14 protein-coding genes and 1 pseudogene are annotated in these 15,063 nt (G+C 61.7%); 8 read left to right on the top strand and 7 right to left on the bottom strand.

The features are described from left to right. Positions 1 to 93 precede the first annotated feature (93 nt). Positions 94 to 510: a DoxX family protein gene (locus HX899_RS26940; RefSeq protein ID WP_138328914.1), complete on the bottom strand. Its 417-nt coding sequence runs from the start codon at positions 508 to 510 to the stop codon at positions 94 to 96. Between the two features lie 315 nt (positions 511 to 825). On the opposite strand from HX899_RS26940, the gene HX899_RS26935 reads away from it, so the two are divergent. Further along, positions 826 to 1,536: a glutathione binding-like protein gene (locus HX899_RS26935; protein ID WP_138328913.1), complete on the top strand. Its 711-nt coding sequence runs from the start codon at positions 826 to 828 to the stop codon at positions 1,534 to 1,536. Positions 1,537 to 1,599: 63 nt separating this feature from the next. Here the strand turns inward: HX899_RS26935 and HX899_RS26930 are convergent, their stop codons facing one another. The 3 genes from HX899_RS26930 to groES all read right to left on the bottom strand — a co-directional run bounded on the left by HX899_RS26930 (position 1,600) and on the right by groES (position 4,691). Further along, positions 1,600 to 2,046: a hypothetical protein gene (locus tag HX899_RS26930; protein WP_181293807.1), complete on the bottom strand. Its 447-nt coding sequence runs from the start codon at positions 2,044 to 2,046 to the stop codon at positions 1,600 to 1,602. Between the two features lie 632 nt (positions 2,047 to 2,678). After that, a complete protein-coding gene (gene groL / locus HX899_RS26925) occupies positions 2,679 to 4,322 on the bottom strand; it encodes a chaperonin GroEL (protein WP_168293457.1) in 1,644 nt (547 codons plus the stop codon). A 72-nt stretch (positions 4,323 to 4,394) separates the two neighbouring features. Then, on the bottom strand, positions 4,395 to 4,691 hold the full coding sequence (gene groES / locus HX899_RS26920) for a co-chaperone GroES (RefSeq protein WP_003545797.1): 297 nt from the start codon (positions 4,689 to 4,691) through the stop codon (positions 4,395 to 4,397). A gap of 394 nt (positions 4,692 to 5,085) precedes the next feature. Here groES and HX899_RS26915 point away from each other — a divergent pair, with 394 nt between their 5' ends. Together HX899_RS26915 and HX899_RS26910 are read left to right on the top strand one after the other, a co-directional pair. Further along, positions 5,086 to 5,934 (top strand): TIGR01459 family HAD-type hydrolase, encoded by an 849-nt coding sequence (locus HX899_RS26915; protein ID WP_171599073.1) that lies wholly within the window; start codon positions 5,086 to 5,088, stop codon positions 5,932 to 5,934. Positions 5,935 to 5,964: 30 nt separating this feature from the next. Beyond that, the gene (locus tag HX899_RS26910; RefSeq protein ID WP_138329006.1) at positions 5,965 to 6,948 is read left to right on the top strand and encodes a bifunctional riboflavin kinase/FAD synthetase; all 984 of its coding nucleotides are present in this window, start codon (positions 5,965 to 5,967) and stop codon (positions 6,946 to 6,948) included. Between the two features lie 11 nt (positions 6,949 to 6,959). Here the strand turns inward: HX899_RS26910 and HX899_RS26905 are convergent, their stop codons facing one another. Both HX899_RS26905 and HX899_RS26900 read right to left on the bottom strand, forming a co-directional pair. After that, entirely contained in the window at positions 6,960 to 7,418 is a 459-nt protein-coding gene (locus tag HX899_RS26905) for a type II toxin-antitoxin system VapC family toxin (protein WP_181293806.1), read from the bottom strand. Then, complete coding sequence (locus HX899_RS26900; RefSeq protein WP_017959151.1) at positions 7,415 to 7,678, bottom strand: type II toxin-antitoxin system Phd/YefM family antitoxin; 264 nt, start codon at positions 7,676 to 7,678, stop codon at positions 7,415 to 7,417. Before HX899_RS26900 ends, HX899_RS26905 begins: the two co-directional genes overlap by 4 nt. 353 nt (positions 7,679 to 8,031) lie before the next feature. Between HX899_RS26900 and ileS the strand changes: the two genes are divergently transcribed. Both ileS and HX899_RS26890 read left to right on the top strand, forming a co-directional pair. Further along, positions 8,032 to 10,923, top strand: a complete 2,892-nt coding sequence (gene ileS, locus HX899_RS26895) for an isoleucine--tRNA ligase (RefSeq protein ID WP_138329005.1) — start codon at positions 8,032 to 8,034, stop codon at positions 10,921 to 10,923. 133 nt (positions 10,924 to 11,056) lie between these two features. Then, the gene (locus HX899_RS26890) at positions 11,057 to 11,686 is read left to right on the top strand and encodes a hypothetical protein (protein WP_138328908.1); all 630 of its coding nucleotides are present in this window, start codon (positions 11,057 to 11,059) and stop codon (positions 11,684 to 11,686) included. Between the two features lie 50 nt (positions 11,687 to 11,736). Here HX899_RS26890 and HX899_RS26885 read toward each other — a convergent pair whose 3' ends face one another. Continuing rightward, on the bottom strand, positions 11,737 to 12,174 hold the full coding sequence (locus HX899_RS26885) for a nucleoside deaminase (RefSeq protein WP_138329004.1): 438 nt from the start codon (positions 12,172 to 12,174) through the stop codon (positions 11,737 to 11,739). A gap of 90 nt (positions 12,175 to 12,264) precedes the next feature. On the opposite strand from HX899_RS26885, the gene HX899_RS26880 reads away from it, so the two are divergent. From HX899_RS26880 to HX899_RS35260, 3 genes and pseudogenes are all read left to right on the top strand, one after another. Continuing rightward, positions 12,265 to 14,361: a pseudouridine synthase gene (locus tag HX899_RS26880; protein ID WP_181293805.1), complete on the top strand. Its 2,097-nt coding sequence runs from the start codon at positions 12,265 to 12,267 to the stop codon at positions 14,359 to 14,361. Next, positions 14,342 to 14,902 carry a 16S rRNA (guanine(966)-N(2))-methyltransferase RsmD gene (gene rsmD, locus HX899_RS26875; protein ID WP_181293804.1) on the top strand — a complete coding sequence of 187 codons (561 nt, stop codon included), beginning with the start codon at positions 14,342 to 14,344 and terminating at the stop codon, positions 14,900 to 14,902. The genes HX899_RS26880 and rsmD overlap by 20 nt, the downstream gene beginning before the upstream one ends. Positions 14,903 to 14,914: 12 nt before the next feature. Then, positions 14,915 to 15,063, top strand: a pseudogene (locus HX899_RS35260) (patatin-like phospholipase family protein); the annotation flags it as partial.

The following is a 15,063-nucleotide window of genomic DNA, read 5'->3' as shown; positions in this document are numbered from 1 at the left end:
GCGCCGCCCTCTGATCCCCGTCATCAAGGCACAAGAAAACCCGCCGTCGGGTGACGGCGGGTTTTCGCATTTATGGGAGGATGTCTGCTGGTATCAGGCGGCTGCGTAGGCGCCGCGGCGTGCGTCGATCGAATAGGCACCGGCACCGACGGTGGCGAGCAGTATGTACGCGCCGGCCAGCGTGATATTCTTCATGACCATGATCTGGTTGAGAATGTTCACGAGTTCCGTGCCACTCGCGTAGGGCAGGTGGAAGGCAATGCCCGTGAAGACACAGAAGGCGGCGAGCAGCCAGCCGGCAATGCGGACCTGGAAGCCTGTGAGAACCGCAAGGCCGGCCAGCAGTTCGAAAAGGCCTGCGACATAGGCCAGCAGGGTTGCTGCCGGCAGGCCGGCACCGGCGATCATGCCCGCAGTACCGGCAGGATCGGTGAGCTTCATGAAGCCGGAAAGGATGAACATGAAGGAAAGAAGAATACGGGCAATCAGGATGATGACGTTGTTCGACATGGACGTTGTCTCCGTTTCAAGGACTTTGGAGATCTTGGTGCCCCAGCACCGGTTCGACCTCGGATGCCTCTATGTCGCTCTTTTCTTGCGTTGTGGAAAGATAAACGAAAGGGGACACTTCGTTCACTAATATGGAACGATCTCCAAAGCGCGCCGCGTTCGACCGGATTCATGCGACGCGCTTAGATCTTTTGTGGTCATGCATGTCGTTGGCCCAAAACCGCCGCACACTTTTGGGCGACATGCATTAGCTGCCCCCCGCTTGCCTTTGCCAAGCCGGGTCTCTTATGGTCGGCGCCCAACATGGAGAATCCGATGGCAGATCTTTCCGCATTTCCGATCACGACCCGCTGGCCGGCGAAAAATCCCGACATCATCCAGCTCTATTCCCTGCAGACGCCGAATGGGGTCAAGGTCTCGGTCGCCCTCGAAGAGCTCGGCCTCGCCTATGAGCCGCATTATATTTCCTTCGCCGCCAACGAGCAGAAGTCGCCGGAGTTCGAATCTCTCAACCCGAACGGCCGCATTCCGGCGATCATCGATCCGAACGGCCCGGACGGAAAGCCGATCGGCCTTTTCGAATCCGGCGCGATCCTGCTTTATCTCGCCGAGAAAACCGGCAAGCTCATCCCTGCTGATGCCGCGGGTCGCTACGAAACCATCCAATGGGTGTTTTTCCAGATGGCGGGTATCGGCCCGATGTTCGGCCAGTTCGGACATTTCCATAAATTCGCCGCCGACAAGGTCGCCAACAATTCCTATCCGGTCGAGCGATATCGCGATGAATCCAAACGGTTGCTCGGCGTGCTCGAAGACAGGCTGAAGGGTCGTCAGTGGATCATGGGCGATCTCTATACAATCGCCGACATCACCACCTTCACCTGGGTTCGCGGCGCCGATATCTTCTATGGCGGCCGAGAGGTGCTCGAATATGCGAAATTCCCCGCTGTCTCGGATTGGCTGGAGCGTTGCATCGCCCGTCCGGCAAGTGCCAGGGGCCTCAACATACCGGTCAAGCCGGAGTAACGGACGGATCGCTGGAAAGCACGAAGGCCGCCCTCGAGGCGGCCTTTTATCTTGATTTCCGGCCTATCGCCGACTTGTGATCTGCTTTGTGCCTTCCAGCTTGAATCGCGGAAAGACGAAGACGCCGATCATGCTGCCGCTGTATTTCTGCTCGAGACCGTTGGACTCGCCCATGCAGAAGAGCGGCTGGCGAAAGCCGTTCGGCATGATGATCGTCGTCGAAAAACAGAAGGAGGAGCAGAGCGTCGCCGCCTGCTCGAACAACTCCAATATGTGGCTGCGGTCCTTGGCATCATAGCAGCGGATCAGGCTGAGCAGTCCGCATTCCCGTGCGGCAAGGCCGTGCAGCATCGCGCTCCATTCGCCGAGACGGAGCATGCCGCTCGAAAAATCTCCAGTCCAGGCTTCGGAAACGGAAAACTGCGCCAACATCTCGTGATTTTGATTGGCGTCATCAAACGAGCCGGGCGTCAAAGGTACGGCTACATTGGCTCTGGCGATCTTAAACAAGGCGTTCCCCCGTTCGGATGCGGCTCCCGCCGCACGCTCGGCAAACACAAAGAAACAGGATCACGCAGCAGCGGGCATGATGTCCGCGCTTCATCCGGCGATGATTGCCACGGCCATCTGGCCTCCGTAAGCGGAGCCCTTCGAAGCCGAACGTTCACGTATCGCCTTCCGCGCTCCGGCCTCGTCTATTGGCGAAAAATTATCGCCGGGCGCGCTTTAATTGCAGCGCGGATTTATAGGAGCTTTTGGATAAACGGCAACGGCTTTTTAAGGGGTATTCGGATCGGCCTCATTTCTTAGGATGCCTGCATCTTCGGCCTATTTCGCCAGAATTGGCACAGGAGGATCATCTTTGAGAGCGTTGCAAACGTTTTCACGCTGCGTCAGGCCGGAAATCGTGCCGCAACTCAATGATCTCTCGCATGTCGGTGGGCTGAGAAAGACGCAGGCAGCGCAAGCCTGGCGCAAGCTTCGTGCCCGGGGCCTGTAAGAGGGAGCCGGGCGGGCGTTCGTCGGCTACGCAAATCACTGTGCCGCACGTCGAATCGCTTTGGTCAAAAGAAAAGGGCGACCCGAGGGCCGCCCTTCCTGTTCCGGATGCCGGAATGGTAGTCAGTGATGGCTTTCGCCGATCACATCATGTCCATTCCGCCCATTCCGCCCATGCCGCCCGGCATGCCGCCGCCAGCCGATTCTTTCTTCGGCAGTTCGGCAATCATGGCTTCGGTGGTGATCAGCAGCGATGCGACAGAAGCAGCGTTCTGCAGCGCCGTGCGAACGACCTTGAGCGGGTCGACGATACCCATGGCGATCATGTCGCCATATTCAGACGTCTGGGCGTTGTAGCCGAAGTTGTCTTCGTTCTTGTCGAGGACCTTGCCGACAACGATCGAGGCTTCGTCGCCTGCGTTTTCAGCGATCTGACGAACGAGCGACTGCAGGGCGCGGCGAACGATGTTGATGCCGGCTTCCTGGTCGTCGTTTGCCCCCTTGACGGTGATCTTCGTGGAGGAGCGGAGCAGAGCGATACCGCCGCCGGGGACGATGCCTTCCTGAACGGCAGCGCGGGTCGCGTTGAGCGCGTCGTCGATGCGGTCCTTCTTTTCCTTCACTTCGACTTCCGTCGAGCCGCCGACGCGGATGACGGCAACGCCGCCAGCGAGCTTGGCAAGACGTTCCTGCAGCTTCTCGCGGTCGTAGTCCGAAGTGGTTTCTTCGATCTGCGCCTTGATCTGGGCAACACGGCCTTCGATGTCGGACTTGGCGCCCGAACCGTCGACGATCGTGGTGTTTTCCTTGGAGATCGAAACCTTCTTGGCACGGCCGAGCATGTCGAGCGTGACGGATTCGAGCTTGATGCCGAGGTCTTCGGAGATGACAGTGCCGCCCGTCAGGATGGCGATGTCTTCGAGCATGGCCTTGCGGCGGTCGCCGAAGCCGGGAGCCTTGACGGCAGCAATCTTCAGGCCGCCGCGCAGCTTGTTGACGACGAGCGTTGCGAGGGCTTCGCCTTCGACGTCTTCAGCGACGATGAGGAGCGGCTTGCCGGTCTGAACGACGGCTTCGAGAACCGGGAGCATCGACTGCAGGTTCGAGAGCTTCTTCTCGTGAAGGAGAATGAAGACGTCTTCGAGGTCGGCGATCATCTTTTCCGGGTTGGTCACGAAGTAGGGGCTGAGGTAGCCGCGGTCGAACTGCATGCCTTCGACGACTTCGAGTTCGGTTTCGGCGGTCTTGGCTTCTTCAACCGTGATGACGCCTTCGTTGCCGACCTTCTGCATGGCTTCAGCAATGTCGAGACCGACCTGCTTGTCGCCATTTGCCGAAATCGTGCCGACCTGTGCAACTTCTTCCGAAGTCGAGATCTTCTTGGCCTTAGCCTGGAGATCCTTCACGACATCGGCGACAGCGAGGTCGATGCCGCGCTTCAGGTCCATCGGGTTCATGCCGGCTGCAACGGCCTTGTTGCCTTCGCGAACGATCGCCTGGGCAAGAACGGTAGCCGTCGTGGTGCCGTCGCCGGCGATGTCGTTGGTCTTCGAAGCAACTTCGCGGACCATCTGGGCGCCCATGTTTTCGAACTTGTCTTCGAGTTCGATTTCCTTGGCGACCGAAACGCCGTCCTTGGTGATGCGCGGCGCGCCGAAGGACTTGTCGATGATGACGTTACGGCCCTTCGGGCCGAGCGTGACCTTCACTGCATCGGCGAGAATGTCGACGCCGCGCAGCATCTTTTCGCGCGCGGTGCGGCCAAACTTGATTTCTTTAGATGCCATATTCTTAACTCCTGAATTCGAGTTGTTCGGGCAAAAGGCCCGTCAGCCATTTCGGGAAAGCAGGTCGGCCGATCAGCCGATGATGCCCATGATGTCGGCTTCCTTCATGATCAGAAGGTCTTCGCCGTCGATCTTGACTTCGGTGCCGGACCACTTGCCGAACAGGATGCGGTCGCCAGCCTTGACGTCGAGTGCGACGACCTTGCCGGACTCATCGCGCGCGCCGGAGCCGACGGCGACGATTTCGCCTTCCTGCGGCTTTTCCTTGGCGGTATCGGGAATGATGATGCCGCCCTTGGTCTTGGCTTCGGACTCAACGCGGCGAACAACGACGCGGTCGTGAAGGGGGCGGAAGTTGGTGCTTGCCATTGTCTAATCCCTCGATCGAATGACATTCGCGGACCGGAGTGGCCCACATGGATAGATGTTAGCACTCCCTTGCGGTGAGTGCTAGCGACGAGCATTTAGGGATGGCTCCGAGAGGAGTCAATGAGAGCAATCACGAATTTTTGTGCCGGAATTGTGAAGAGACCCGAGAATAGTGCGAGATTGCGGCCGAAACCTGGGCGCAGCCGAACTTTGCCGAACTCGTCCGCCGTCAGCGATCTGCCGCTTCGCGATAATCATCAAAACCCTTTGCCCATCCGCTTCGCCGGATCGCCGTTCAAGCTCCTCGCATTGGTCCGGCAGCGAAGAAAATGCCTTGCCATCGCCTTGCGCCTTTGCAATGTCACCGGTGACTGAAGCAAATCGGGAAATCGGAATGGCCAAGCGGATAGAAAACTTCTCGGAGATATCAGGTCACTATGATGTGGTGCTCTGCGATGTCTGGGGCGTCGTTCACAACGGCGTCGATCCGTTCCCGAAGGCGGCCGCAGCCCTTGAAGCGGCACGCGAAAGCGGCCTCGCCGTTGTCCTTATCACCAATTCACCGCGCCTTTCCTGGCAGGTGGTCGAGCAGTTGCGCCAGATCGGCGTTCCCGACAGCGCCTATGACAGGATCGTCACCTCGGGCGACGTCACGCGCGGTTTGATCGCAGAGGGGCCGAAGACCGTCTTTCTGCTCGGCCCCGAGCGCGACAAGGCGCTTCTCGAAGGCATTGGCGTCGAGCGCCGGCCGGCCGGCGAAGCGCTATCGCTCGTCTGCACCGGCTTTTTCGACGACGAGACGGAGAAGCCGGAGGACTACACCGATATGCTTCTCGATTTCAAAGCCCGCGACGTGCCGATGATCTGCGCCAATCCCGACCTCATCGTCGAGCGTGGCCATCGCATCATCCCCTGCGCCGGCGCCATGGCCGCCTATTACGAGCAGCTCGGCGGCAGCACCCGCATCGCCGGCAAGCCGCACCGGCCGATCTACGAGGCGACGCTAGCGGCTGCCCGCGAGCTTAGCGGCGATTTCCCGGTCGAGCGTGTGCTGGCGATCGGCGATGGCATGCCGACCGATGTGCGCGGCGCCTTGAATTACGGCCTCGACCTCCTCTACATCAGCGGCGGTATCCACGCTAAGGAATATACTCTCAACGGTGAAACCGACGAGGCGATCCTCAACGCCTATCTCGAACGGGAAAACGCCGCGCCGAAGTGGTGGATGCCCCGCCTTGCATGAGACACGCCTTGCATGAAGAGAAGCCAGCCGATGACCGTCTTCCACCGCAATGAAACCCGGGAACCCCTACCCGCCCATCTGAAGGGCGGCGTCATTGCCATCGGCAATTTCGACGGCGTGCACCGAGGCCATCAATCGGTGCTGAACCGGGCGCTCGAGATCTCCAAGGCGCGCGGTATCCCCGCGTTGGTGCTGACCTTCGAGCCGCATCCGCGCACGGTCTTCCGGCCGCAGACACCGGTCTTCCGCCTGACGCCGGCCCCGCTGAAGGCCCGTATCCTGGAAACGCTGGGCTTCAGCGCCGTCATCGAATATCCTTTCGACTACGAGTTCTCGCAGCGCTCGGCCGATGATTTCATCCACTCGATCCTGAAGGATTGGCTCGGCGCCTCCGAAGTCGTCACCGGCTTCGATTTCCATTTCGGCCGCGGCCGCGAGGGCGGTCCCGCCTTCCTGATGAATGCCGGCCATACCTACGGCTTCGGCGTCACCCTGATCGATGCTTTCCGCGACGAAAACGCCGATGTCGTCTCTTCGAGCCATATCCGCGCGCTCCTGAAGGAGGGCAATGTCAGCGAAGTCGCCGGGATGCTCGGTTACCGCTATACGGTGGAGGCTGAGGTGATCGATGGCGAAAAGCTCGGCCGGCAGCTGGGTTTTCCCACGGCCAACATGCGCCTGCCGCCGGAGGTCGATCTTGCCGCCGGCATCTACGCCGTCCGCTTCCGCCGCCAGGACGGCACGCTCCACGATGCCGTCGCAAGCTACGGCCGCCGCCCGACGGTGACGGAAAACGGCGCACCGCTGCTCGAAACCTATCTTTTCGATTTCAGCGGCGATCTCTATGGCCAGCTCTGCTCCGTCTCCTTCTTCGGCTATCTCCGCCCTGAGCTGAAATTCGACGGCCTCGATCCGCTGGTCGCCCAGATCAAACGCGATGAGGAAGAGGCGAGGGCGCTGCTTGCGGGTGTTAAACCAATCGGCGCTCTTGATCAGAAACTCTGCTTTTCCTGAGGTCGCCTTGGCTATCTCCGGCTCAGCGGAAACTGACCGGGATCGTTCGTCCATGGATCGAAGATCGCCGCGCCGGAGAAGCGCGTATCCCTGACGTTTCGCGTCACCAGATAGAGATTGTGCTCGATTGCGGTTGCTGCGAGCATCGTGTCGACAACCGACGGCGCATGTCCGGTCTTGAGTTTCACCTGCCCTGAAATGACGCCCCAGTGCCTGACGGCTGCGTCGCTCAGCGAAAGAACGCGCTGCGAAAACCTTTCCTCCAGCGCATCGCGGGAGGCCGCATAACGATAGCGGTTTTGATCGTCGTCCGGCAGGTTTTCGATGCCTTTGTCATATTCCGCCAGTGTGAGGATGCTGATGAACATCCGCTCCTCGTCTTGAGCCGCAGCCCAGGATTTGACGGAGGGTGCACCGTTCGGATTGATCAGCGCGGCAATGACGTTGGTATCGAGCAGCCAGCCGATCACAGCTCTGCATCCCGCCCGTAATCTGCTTCTCGCTCGAGGTCGAGCTCTTTGAGGTCGAGGCTCTCCATGAAGGCGACGAAAGGCTTTTTCGGTTCGGCTTTGGTCAGTTGGTCGAGCTCTTCGGCGCTGATGACGACGACGCTGTCCCGGCCGCGAACAGTCACGCGCTGCGGTCCTTCGCTGTGTGCACGACGGACCACCTCGCTGAAGCGCGCTTTCGCGTCTTCGAGCTTCCAGCTTTGCTTGGTGATTTTTTTCATGGCTCTGGCTCTCGATCCAAATCTGGTCAGATAGTCAGATATATACCACAAGCCGCATAGACTTTCCAGCCATAGGCTTTCCGGAACGATGCGGGCACCGGCGATTCCAGCCGTTGAAGCCGATTGCGGGCAGCGAATTCTTCTCTTCCTTTTGCCGGCAAAAACGCCTATGAACCGGCGCGATGAAGAAATATCGGCTGGCAATGATGATGCGAATTATCGGCCCGGCCTTCCGCGCGCGCTAAGCGGCCGGAAGGTCCGGGTTTTTGGCGCTTGGATACGAGCGCTTCCGTCACCAGCTATTTCACGCCCGTTGCGCCCTTTCCTGGGCCGCCAAAAAACGATTGTCAGACATGACCGACACAGCCGAAAAGATCGACTATTCGAAGACCCTCTATTTGCCCGAGACCGATTTCCCCATGCGCGCCGGCCTGCCGCAGAAGGAGCCGGAACTCGTCAAGCGTTGGCAGGAGATGGGTCTCTACAAGAAACTGCGCGCGTCTGCCGCCGGCCGCGAGAAATTCGTCCTTCACGACGGCCCGCCCTATGCCAACGGCAACATCCATATCGGCCACGCGCTGAACAAGATCCTCAAGGACGTCATCAACCGTTCGTTCCAGATGCGCGGCTACGACGCCAATTACGTGCCCGGCTGGGATTGCCACGGCCTGCCGATCGAATGGAAGATCGAGGAAAAGTATCGCGAGAAGGGCAAGAACAAGGACGAGGTCCCGGTCAACGAATTCCGCCGGGAATGCCGTGAATTCGCCGCCGGCTGGATCAAGGTCCAGGCGGAAGAGTTCAAGCGTCTCGGCATCGAGGGCGACTTCGACAATCCCTATACGACGATGAACTTCCACGCGGAATCGCGCATCGCCGGCGAACTCTTGAAGATCGCCGCAAGCGGTCAGCTTTATCGCGGCTCCAAGCCGATCATGTGGTCGGTCGTCGAGCGCACCGCGCTGGCCGAGGCAGAAGTCGAATACCAAGACTATGAGAGCGATACGATCTGGGTGAAATTCCCCGTCGTCGAAGGTCCGGCTGCGCTCAAGGATGCGTTCGTGGTCATCTGGACGACCACGCCCTGGACCATCCCCGGCAACCGCGCGGTCTCCTTTTCGCCGCGCATCTCCTACGGCCTCTACGAGGTGACGGCCGCAGAGAACGATTTTGGTCCGCGTCCGGGCGAAAAGCTGATCTTTGCCGATAAGCTGGCCGAGGAATCCTTCGCCAAGGCAAAGCTGCAGTACAAGCGCTTGAGCGATGTCACTGCGGCCGACTTCGCAACGATGACCTGTGCCCATCCCTTCAAAGATCTCGACGGCGGCTACGAATTCCTCGTGCCGTTGCTCGATGGCGATCACGTCACCGATGACGCCGGCACCGGCTTCGTGCACACCGCACCCAGCCACGGTCGCGAAGACTTCGATGCCTGGATGTCGGCTGTCCGCACGCTTGAGGCCCGCGGCATCGACACCAAGATCCCGTTCCCGGTCGACGACGGTGGCTTCTATACCGCCGACGCTCCCGGCTTCGAGGGTGCCCGCGTCATCGACGACAACGGCAAGAAGGGCGATGCCAACGACCGTGTCATCAGGGAGCTGATCGCCCGCGGCGCGCTCTTTGCCCGCGGCCGGCTGAAGCACCAGTATCCGCATTCCTGGCGCTCGAAGAAGCCGGTCATCTTCCGCAACACGCCGCAATGGTTCGTCTATATGGACAAGACCCTTGCCGACGGCACGACGCTGCGTTCGCGCGCGCTCAGTGCGATCGACGATACGCGCTTCGTGCCCGCCGCCGGCCAAAACCGCCTGCGCGCCATGATCGAAGGCCGCCCGGACTGGGTTCTTTCCCGTCAAAGGGCATGGGGCGTGCCGATCGCCGTCTTTGCTGACGATGAGGGCGAGGTTCTGGTCGACGAAGCCGTCAATGCCCGCATCCTCGAAGCCTTCGAAGATGAGGGCGCCGACGCCTGGTTTGCCGAAGGCGCCAAGGAGCGTTTCCTCGGCAACGACCACGACCATTCCCGCTGGACCCAAGTCATGGATATCCTCGACGTCTGGTTCGACTCTGGCTCGACGCACACCTTCACGCTCGAAGACCGCCCGGACCTGAAGTGGCCGGCCGACCTTTATCTCGAAGGTTCCGACCAGCATCGCGGCTGGTTCCATTCGTCGCTGCTGGAATCGGCGGCCACCCGCGGCCGTGCGCCTTACAACGCCGTCCTCACCCATGGTTTCACCATGGACGAGAAGGGCGAGAAGATGTCGAAGTCGAAGGGCAACGTCACAGCACCGCAGGAAGTGATGAAGGATGCCGGCGCCGATATCCTGCGCCTCTGGGTGATGACCTCGGATTATGCCGACGACCTGCGCGTCGGCAAGACGATCATCCAGACCAATGTCGACGCCTATCGCAAGCTGCGCAACACCATCCGCTGGATGCTCGGCACGCTCGCCCACGACAAGGGCGAGGAGATCGCGCTTGCCGATCTGCCGGAGCTGGAGCAGCTGATGCTGCACCGGCTTGCCGAGCTCGACGAGCTGGTGCGCGAGAACTACGATGCCTTCGACTTTAAGAAGATCGCCCGGGCGCTGATCGATTTCGCCAATGTCGAGCTTTCGGCCTTCTATTTCGATGTCCGCAAGGATGCGCTCTATTGCGATGCGCCGTCGAGCCTGCGCCGGCGCGCCAGCCTGCACGTCATCCGTCAGATCTTCGATTGCATGGTGACCTGGCTCGCCCCGATGCTGCCCTTTACCACCGAGGAGGCCTGGCTGTCGCGCAACCCGTCCGCCGTTTCGGTGCATCTTGAGCAGTTTGCTCCGGTTGCAAAGGAATGGCGCAACGATGCCTTGGCCGAGAAGTGGAAGAAGATCCGCGCCGTGCGTTCGGTTGTGACCGGCGCTCTGGAAATCGAGCGCAAGGACAAGCGCATCGGCTCCTCGCTGGAGGCGGCTCCTGTCGTCCACATCGCCGATCCTGAATTGCTGCAGGCGATCGAAGGCCAGGACTTCACCGAGGTCTGCATCACCTCGGCAATCGAGATCAAGGCCGGCGAAGGACCAGTGGATGCCTTCCGCCTTGCCGACGTGCCTCAGGTCAGCGTCGTGCCGAAGCTTGCAGAGGGTGAGAAATGCGCTCGCTCCTGGCGTATCACCAGGGATGTCGGTTCCGATCCCGAATATCCTGATGTTTCGGCCCGCGACGCTGCTGCCCTTCGCGAGCTTGCCACGCTCAAGTGAAGAATATTGCCGGATGAATTGCGTTTTCGCGGTTCATCCGGTAAAAGCTGCCTGAAAATGGCCGGATTTTTGCGTCAGGGGGACGGTTGTCCGGTTGGGCGATGATTGCACCGGCAGGGCTGGAAGGGTTTTCATGTTAGCAACGCATTGGTTCCGTATGGGCGCCTGCCTATCTGTTGTAGTGGCGGGATGCTCCCTGGTGTCCGGTTGTGCCAGCAGCCCGACCTACGGCACCGACAAGACCGCCATGGAACAGTTGACCGACGATCTCGGCCAGTCCGTGTCTTTGACCGGCCCGGACCCGAAGAACAAGGGCGTCAAGTACACGCCGCGGCCGACGCTGGTTCTGCCGGCACAGGCGCAGAAGGAGACCCTCGTTGCGCCGCAGCAGACGGTCGCCAACAAGGACAATCCGCAATGGCTTGAATCGCCGGAGGAGACCCGCGCCCGTCTCGTTTCGGAAGCCGACGAGAATTCGGACAATCCGAATTACCGCTCGCCGCTCGCCAGCTCTGCGATCGAAGGCGGCCGGCGCACGACGGAAGCCCAGACCAAGGCTTATCGTGAAGCCCGTGCCCTGCAGAAGGGCTCCTATGTCGATCAGCGCCGCTATATATCCGATCCGCCGCCCGGCTACCGCACCGTTGACGATCCGGCAAAGCTCGACGATGTCGGCGAGCCCGAACTCAAGAAGCAGAAGAAGCGCAAGAAGGATGCAGCGGTCGCCAACACCGGCAAGCAGTGGTGGAACTTCCTGCAATAGCTTTTTCGGCGCGCCGGCAAGGATGACGGCGCCGCGCACCGGCTCTGGGATTACGGCGCCTCTCTCCTTTGCGAAAAGAACCTTCGCAGCAGATCGGCCGATTGGACCTCGTTGAAGCCGGAATAGACCTCCGGGGCGTGGTGGCAGGTCGGCTGCCCATAGAATCGCACACCATTGTCGACGCCGCCGCCCTTCGGGTCCTCGGCGCCGTAATAGAGCCTGCGGATACGCGCAAACGAGATGGCTGCCGCGCACATGGTGCAAGGCTCCAGCGTCACGTAGAGATCGGCGCCGACAAGACGTTCCTGTCCGAGCGCTTCGCAGGCGAGCCGGATCGCGGCGATTTCGGCGTGCGCGGTGACGTCTTTGAGCTCGCGCGTGCGGTTTCCCGAGCGTGAAACGGCAATATCGTCGACAACGACGACGGCGCCGATCGGCACCTCGCCGCGTTCTCCGGCGGCACGCGCTTCTTCGAGCGCCATCTCCATGAAACGATTTGTCTTCACGATCGCAAGAATTTCCACTTAACCGCAGATGCGTGACCTGATAGACAGGCCCAAAAGGCAGGCAAACAACAAATGACACCCAAAGACAAGCCAAAACGCCCGGGCGCAAAGCCCCTTTCACGGGATATCAGGTCGAAAGCCGGCCCGAAGGCCGACGGCGACAAGCCGGCAAAGCCTGCGGTCGCACGCGCAATCGCCGCCGAAACCGATGGTGACGCCAAGGCCGAACGCATTTCCAAGGTGATGGCGCGCGCCGGCGTCGCCTCCCGCCGTGACATCGAACGCATGATCATGGAAGGCCGTGTGACGCTGAACGGCAGGGTTCTCGAAACCCCCGTCGTCAACGTCACGCTCGCCGATCGCATCGAAGTCGACGGCGTGCCGATCCGCGGCATCGAGCGCACCAGGCTGTGGCTCTATCATAAGCCCACCGGCCTGGTGACCACCAATGCCGATCCGGAAGGCCGCTCGACCGTCTTCGACAACCTGCCGGAAGAATTGCCGCGCGTCATGTCGATCGGCCGCCTCGATATCAACACCGAAGGCCTGCTGCTCTTGACCAATGACGGCGGTCTCGCCCGCGCGCTCGAGCTGCCGGCCACCGGCTGGCTGCGGCGCTACCGCGTCCGCGCCCATGGCGAGATCGATCAGGACGCGCTCGACAAGCTGAAGGATGGCATTGCCGTCGACGGCGTGCTCTACGGCTCGATCGAGGCGACGCTCGACCGCACCCAAGGCTCGAACGTCTGGATCACCATGGGTCTTCGCGAAGGCAAGAACCGCGAAATCAAGAACGTGCTCGGTGCGCTCGGCCTCGACGTCAATCGCCTGATCCGCATTTCCTATGGCCCGTTCCAGCTTGGCGACCTGCCGGAAGGCCATGTCGTCGAAGTGCGCGGCCGCACACTGCGCGACCAGCTCGGCCCGCGCCTCATCGAGGAAGCCAAGGCGAATTTCGACGCGCCGATCTACAATACGACGGCGGTCGCTGCCGAGGAAGAGGCAGAGCCGGCAGCACCGGAAAAGCGCGAGCGTCCGCGTCGCGACGAGGACAAGCGCGAACGGGCGCTGAGCCGTCTCGATACGAAGCGCGACGACCGCCACGGTGGGGCGCGCAAAGAGGACGATCGCCGCGACGGCGGCCGCAGGGACGACGAGAAGCCGAAGCGTCCCCAGCCGCTCGGCCAGCGCCGCAGCGCCAATGTCTGGATGGCGCCGGGCGCCCGGCCGCTCGGCGAAAAGGCAGCGGCGAAAGCCGCCAAGAATGCGCAGACTGCGCGCCGGCGCGGCGAGCAGGCGCCGGCAAAGAATGATCGCATCGAGGATCGCCCGCGCACGCAGGTGAACCGTGTGCGCGAAGAGGATGGCGAATGGATCCGCTCGAGCGAGCAGCCCCGCGGCAAGGATGAGGGCGAAGGCTTCGGTCGTAAGCGTTCCTTCGGGGATCGACCCGCCCGCGAAGACCGCGGTTCTGGCGACCGCCCGGCGCGCGGCGACCGGCCGTTCGGTGATCGTCCCTCGCGTGGGGATCGGCCCTTCGGCGACAAGCCGCGCGGTGATCGCAAGCCGCGTGCGGATGGCGACGAGCGTCCTCGTGCCGCGAGAAGCCCTGCCGGTGAGGGCCGTTCTGAGCGTCCGCGCGGCGACCGCCCCTTCGGCGACCGTCCTTCGCGTGGAGACCGCCCCTTCGGCGACAAGCCGCGCGGTGATCGCAAGCCGCGTGCGGATGGCGACGAGCGTCCTCGTGCCGCCAGAACCTCCGCCGGTGAGGGCCGCTCGGAGCGTCCGCGCAGCGACCGCCCCTCCGGTGATCGTCCTTCACGTGGAGACCGGCCCTTCGGCGATAAGCCGCGTGGGGATCGCAGACCGCGCGAGGACGGTGATGAGCGTCCGCGGGCAGCCAGAAGCTTTGCCGGCGAGGGCCGCTCCGAGCGTCCGCGCGGTGAAAGATCGTTCGGTGACAAGCCTTCGGGTGACAGGCCTTCTGGAGACAGGCCGCGCGGCAAGGGTTTTGCGGCCAAACCTGGCGGGGCCAAGAGTTTTTCCGGCAAGCCGAAAGGCACCAAGCCGGGCGGTGACAGGCCGGGCGGCGATAGGCCTGCGGGCGGGCCGTCCAGAGGTGGTGCTAAAGGAAAAGGAATGACGCGCGGTGCGGATCGTCGGCGGTGAGTTTCGCGGACGGCCTCTCGCCGTGCCAAAATCCAACGAGATCCGGCCGACTGCCGACCGGACGCGCGAGAGCCTGTTCAATATATTGAGCCATGCCTATCCGGAATGCGTCGATGGCACCCGGATTCTCGACCTCTTTGCCGGCACCGGCGCCGTCGGCCTCGAAGCGGTTTCACGCGGCTGTCGCCATGCGCTCTTCGTCGAAAACAGCGTCGAGGGCAGGGCGCTGCTCTGGGAGAACATCGATGCGCTTGGCCTGCATGGCCGCACGCGCATCCTGCGCCGGGATGCGACCGATCTCGGCAGCGTCGGCAATCTCGAACCCTTCGATGTGCTCTTTGCCGACCCGCCCTATGGCAAGGGTCTCGGCGAAAAGGCGATGGCGGCAGCGGTCGAGGGCGGCTGGCTGCGGCCAGGCGCAATCGCCGTGCTCGAAGAACGGGCCGATATTGTCGTTTCCGTCTATCCTTCCTATGTCTTCCTCGAAAGCCGCATCTTTGGCGATACGAGGGTGCATTTCTTCCGATATCAGCCGCAATAAGCGGGGGCGGGCGTGCAGCAGGCAGAGATCATCAGCCCGAAATTGCCTGCGATCAGCGATGTGCCGACGGTCGCCGTCGCTTTTGGCGGCGGCGGTGCGCGCGGACTTGCCCATATCCATGTCATCGAGACGCTCGATGAACTCGGCATCCGCCCGGTGGC

The organism is Rhizobium sp. WYCCWR 11146 (assembly GCF_013591995.1).
Taxonomy (GTDB): domain Bacteria; phylum Pseudomonadota; class Alphaproteobacteria; order Rhizobiales; family Rhizobiaceae; genus Rhizobium; species Rhizobium indicum.
This window is presented reverse-complemented; position numbering and strand designations above follow the sequence as displayed.

What these genes read in the sequence shown, in the direction of transcription:
- HX899_RS26940 (WP_138328914.1), bottom strand. Translation starts at nt 510, where the DNA reads ATGTCGAACAACGTCATCATCCTGATTGCCCGTATTCTTCTTTCCTTC.
- HX899_RS26935 (WP_138328913.1), top strand. Translation starts at nt 826, where the DNA reads ATGGCAGATCTTTCCGCATTTCCGATCACGACCCGCTGGCCGGCGAAA.
- groL (WP_168293457.1), bottom strand. Translation starts at nt 4,322, where the DNA reads ATGGCATCTAAAGAAATCAAGTTTGGCCGCACCGCGCGCGAAAAGATG.
- groES (WP_003545797.1), bottom strand. Translation starts at nt 4,691, where the DNA reads ATGGCAAGCACCAACTTCCGCCCCCTTCACGACCGCGTCGTTGTTCGC.
- HX899_RS26915 (WP_171599073.1), top strand. Translation starts at nt 5,086, where the DNA reads ATGGCCAAGCGGATAGAAAACTTCTCGGAGATATCAGGTCACTATGAT.
- HX899_RS26910 (WP_138329006.1), top strand. Translation starts at nt 5,965, where the DNA reads ATGACCGTCTTCCACCGCAATGAAACCCGGGAACCCCTACCCGCCCAT.
- HX899_RS26900 (WP_017959151.1), bottom strand. Translation starts at nt 7,678, where the DNA reads ATGAAAAAAATCACCAAGCAAAGCTGGAAGCTCGAAGACGCGAAAGCG.
- ileS (WP_138329005.1), top strand. Translation starts at nt 8,032, where the DNA reads ATGACCGACACAGCCGAAAAGATCGACTATTCGAAGACCCTCTATTTG.
- HX899_RS26890 (WP_138328908.1), top strand. Translation starts at nt 11,057, where the DNA reads ATGTTAGCAACGCATTGGTTCCGTATGGGCGCCTGCCTATCTGTTGTA.
- HX899_RS26885 (WP_138329004.1), bottom strand. Translation starts at nt 12,174, where the DNA reads ATGGAGATGGCGCTCGAAGAAGCGCGTGCCGCCGGAGAACGCGGCGAG.
- HX899_RS26880 (WP_181293805.1), top strand. Translation starts at nt 12,265, where the DNA reads ATGACACCCAAAGACAAGCCAAAACGCCCGGGCGCAAAGCCCCTTTCA.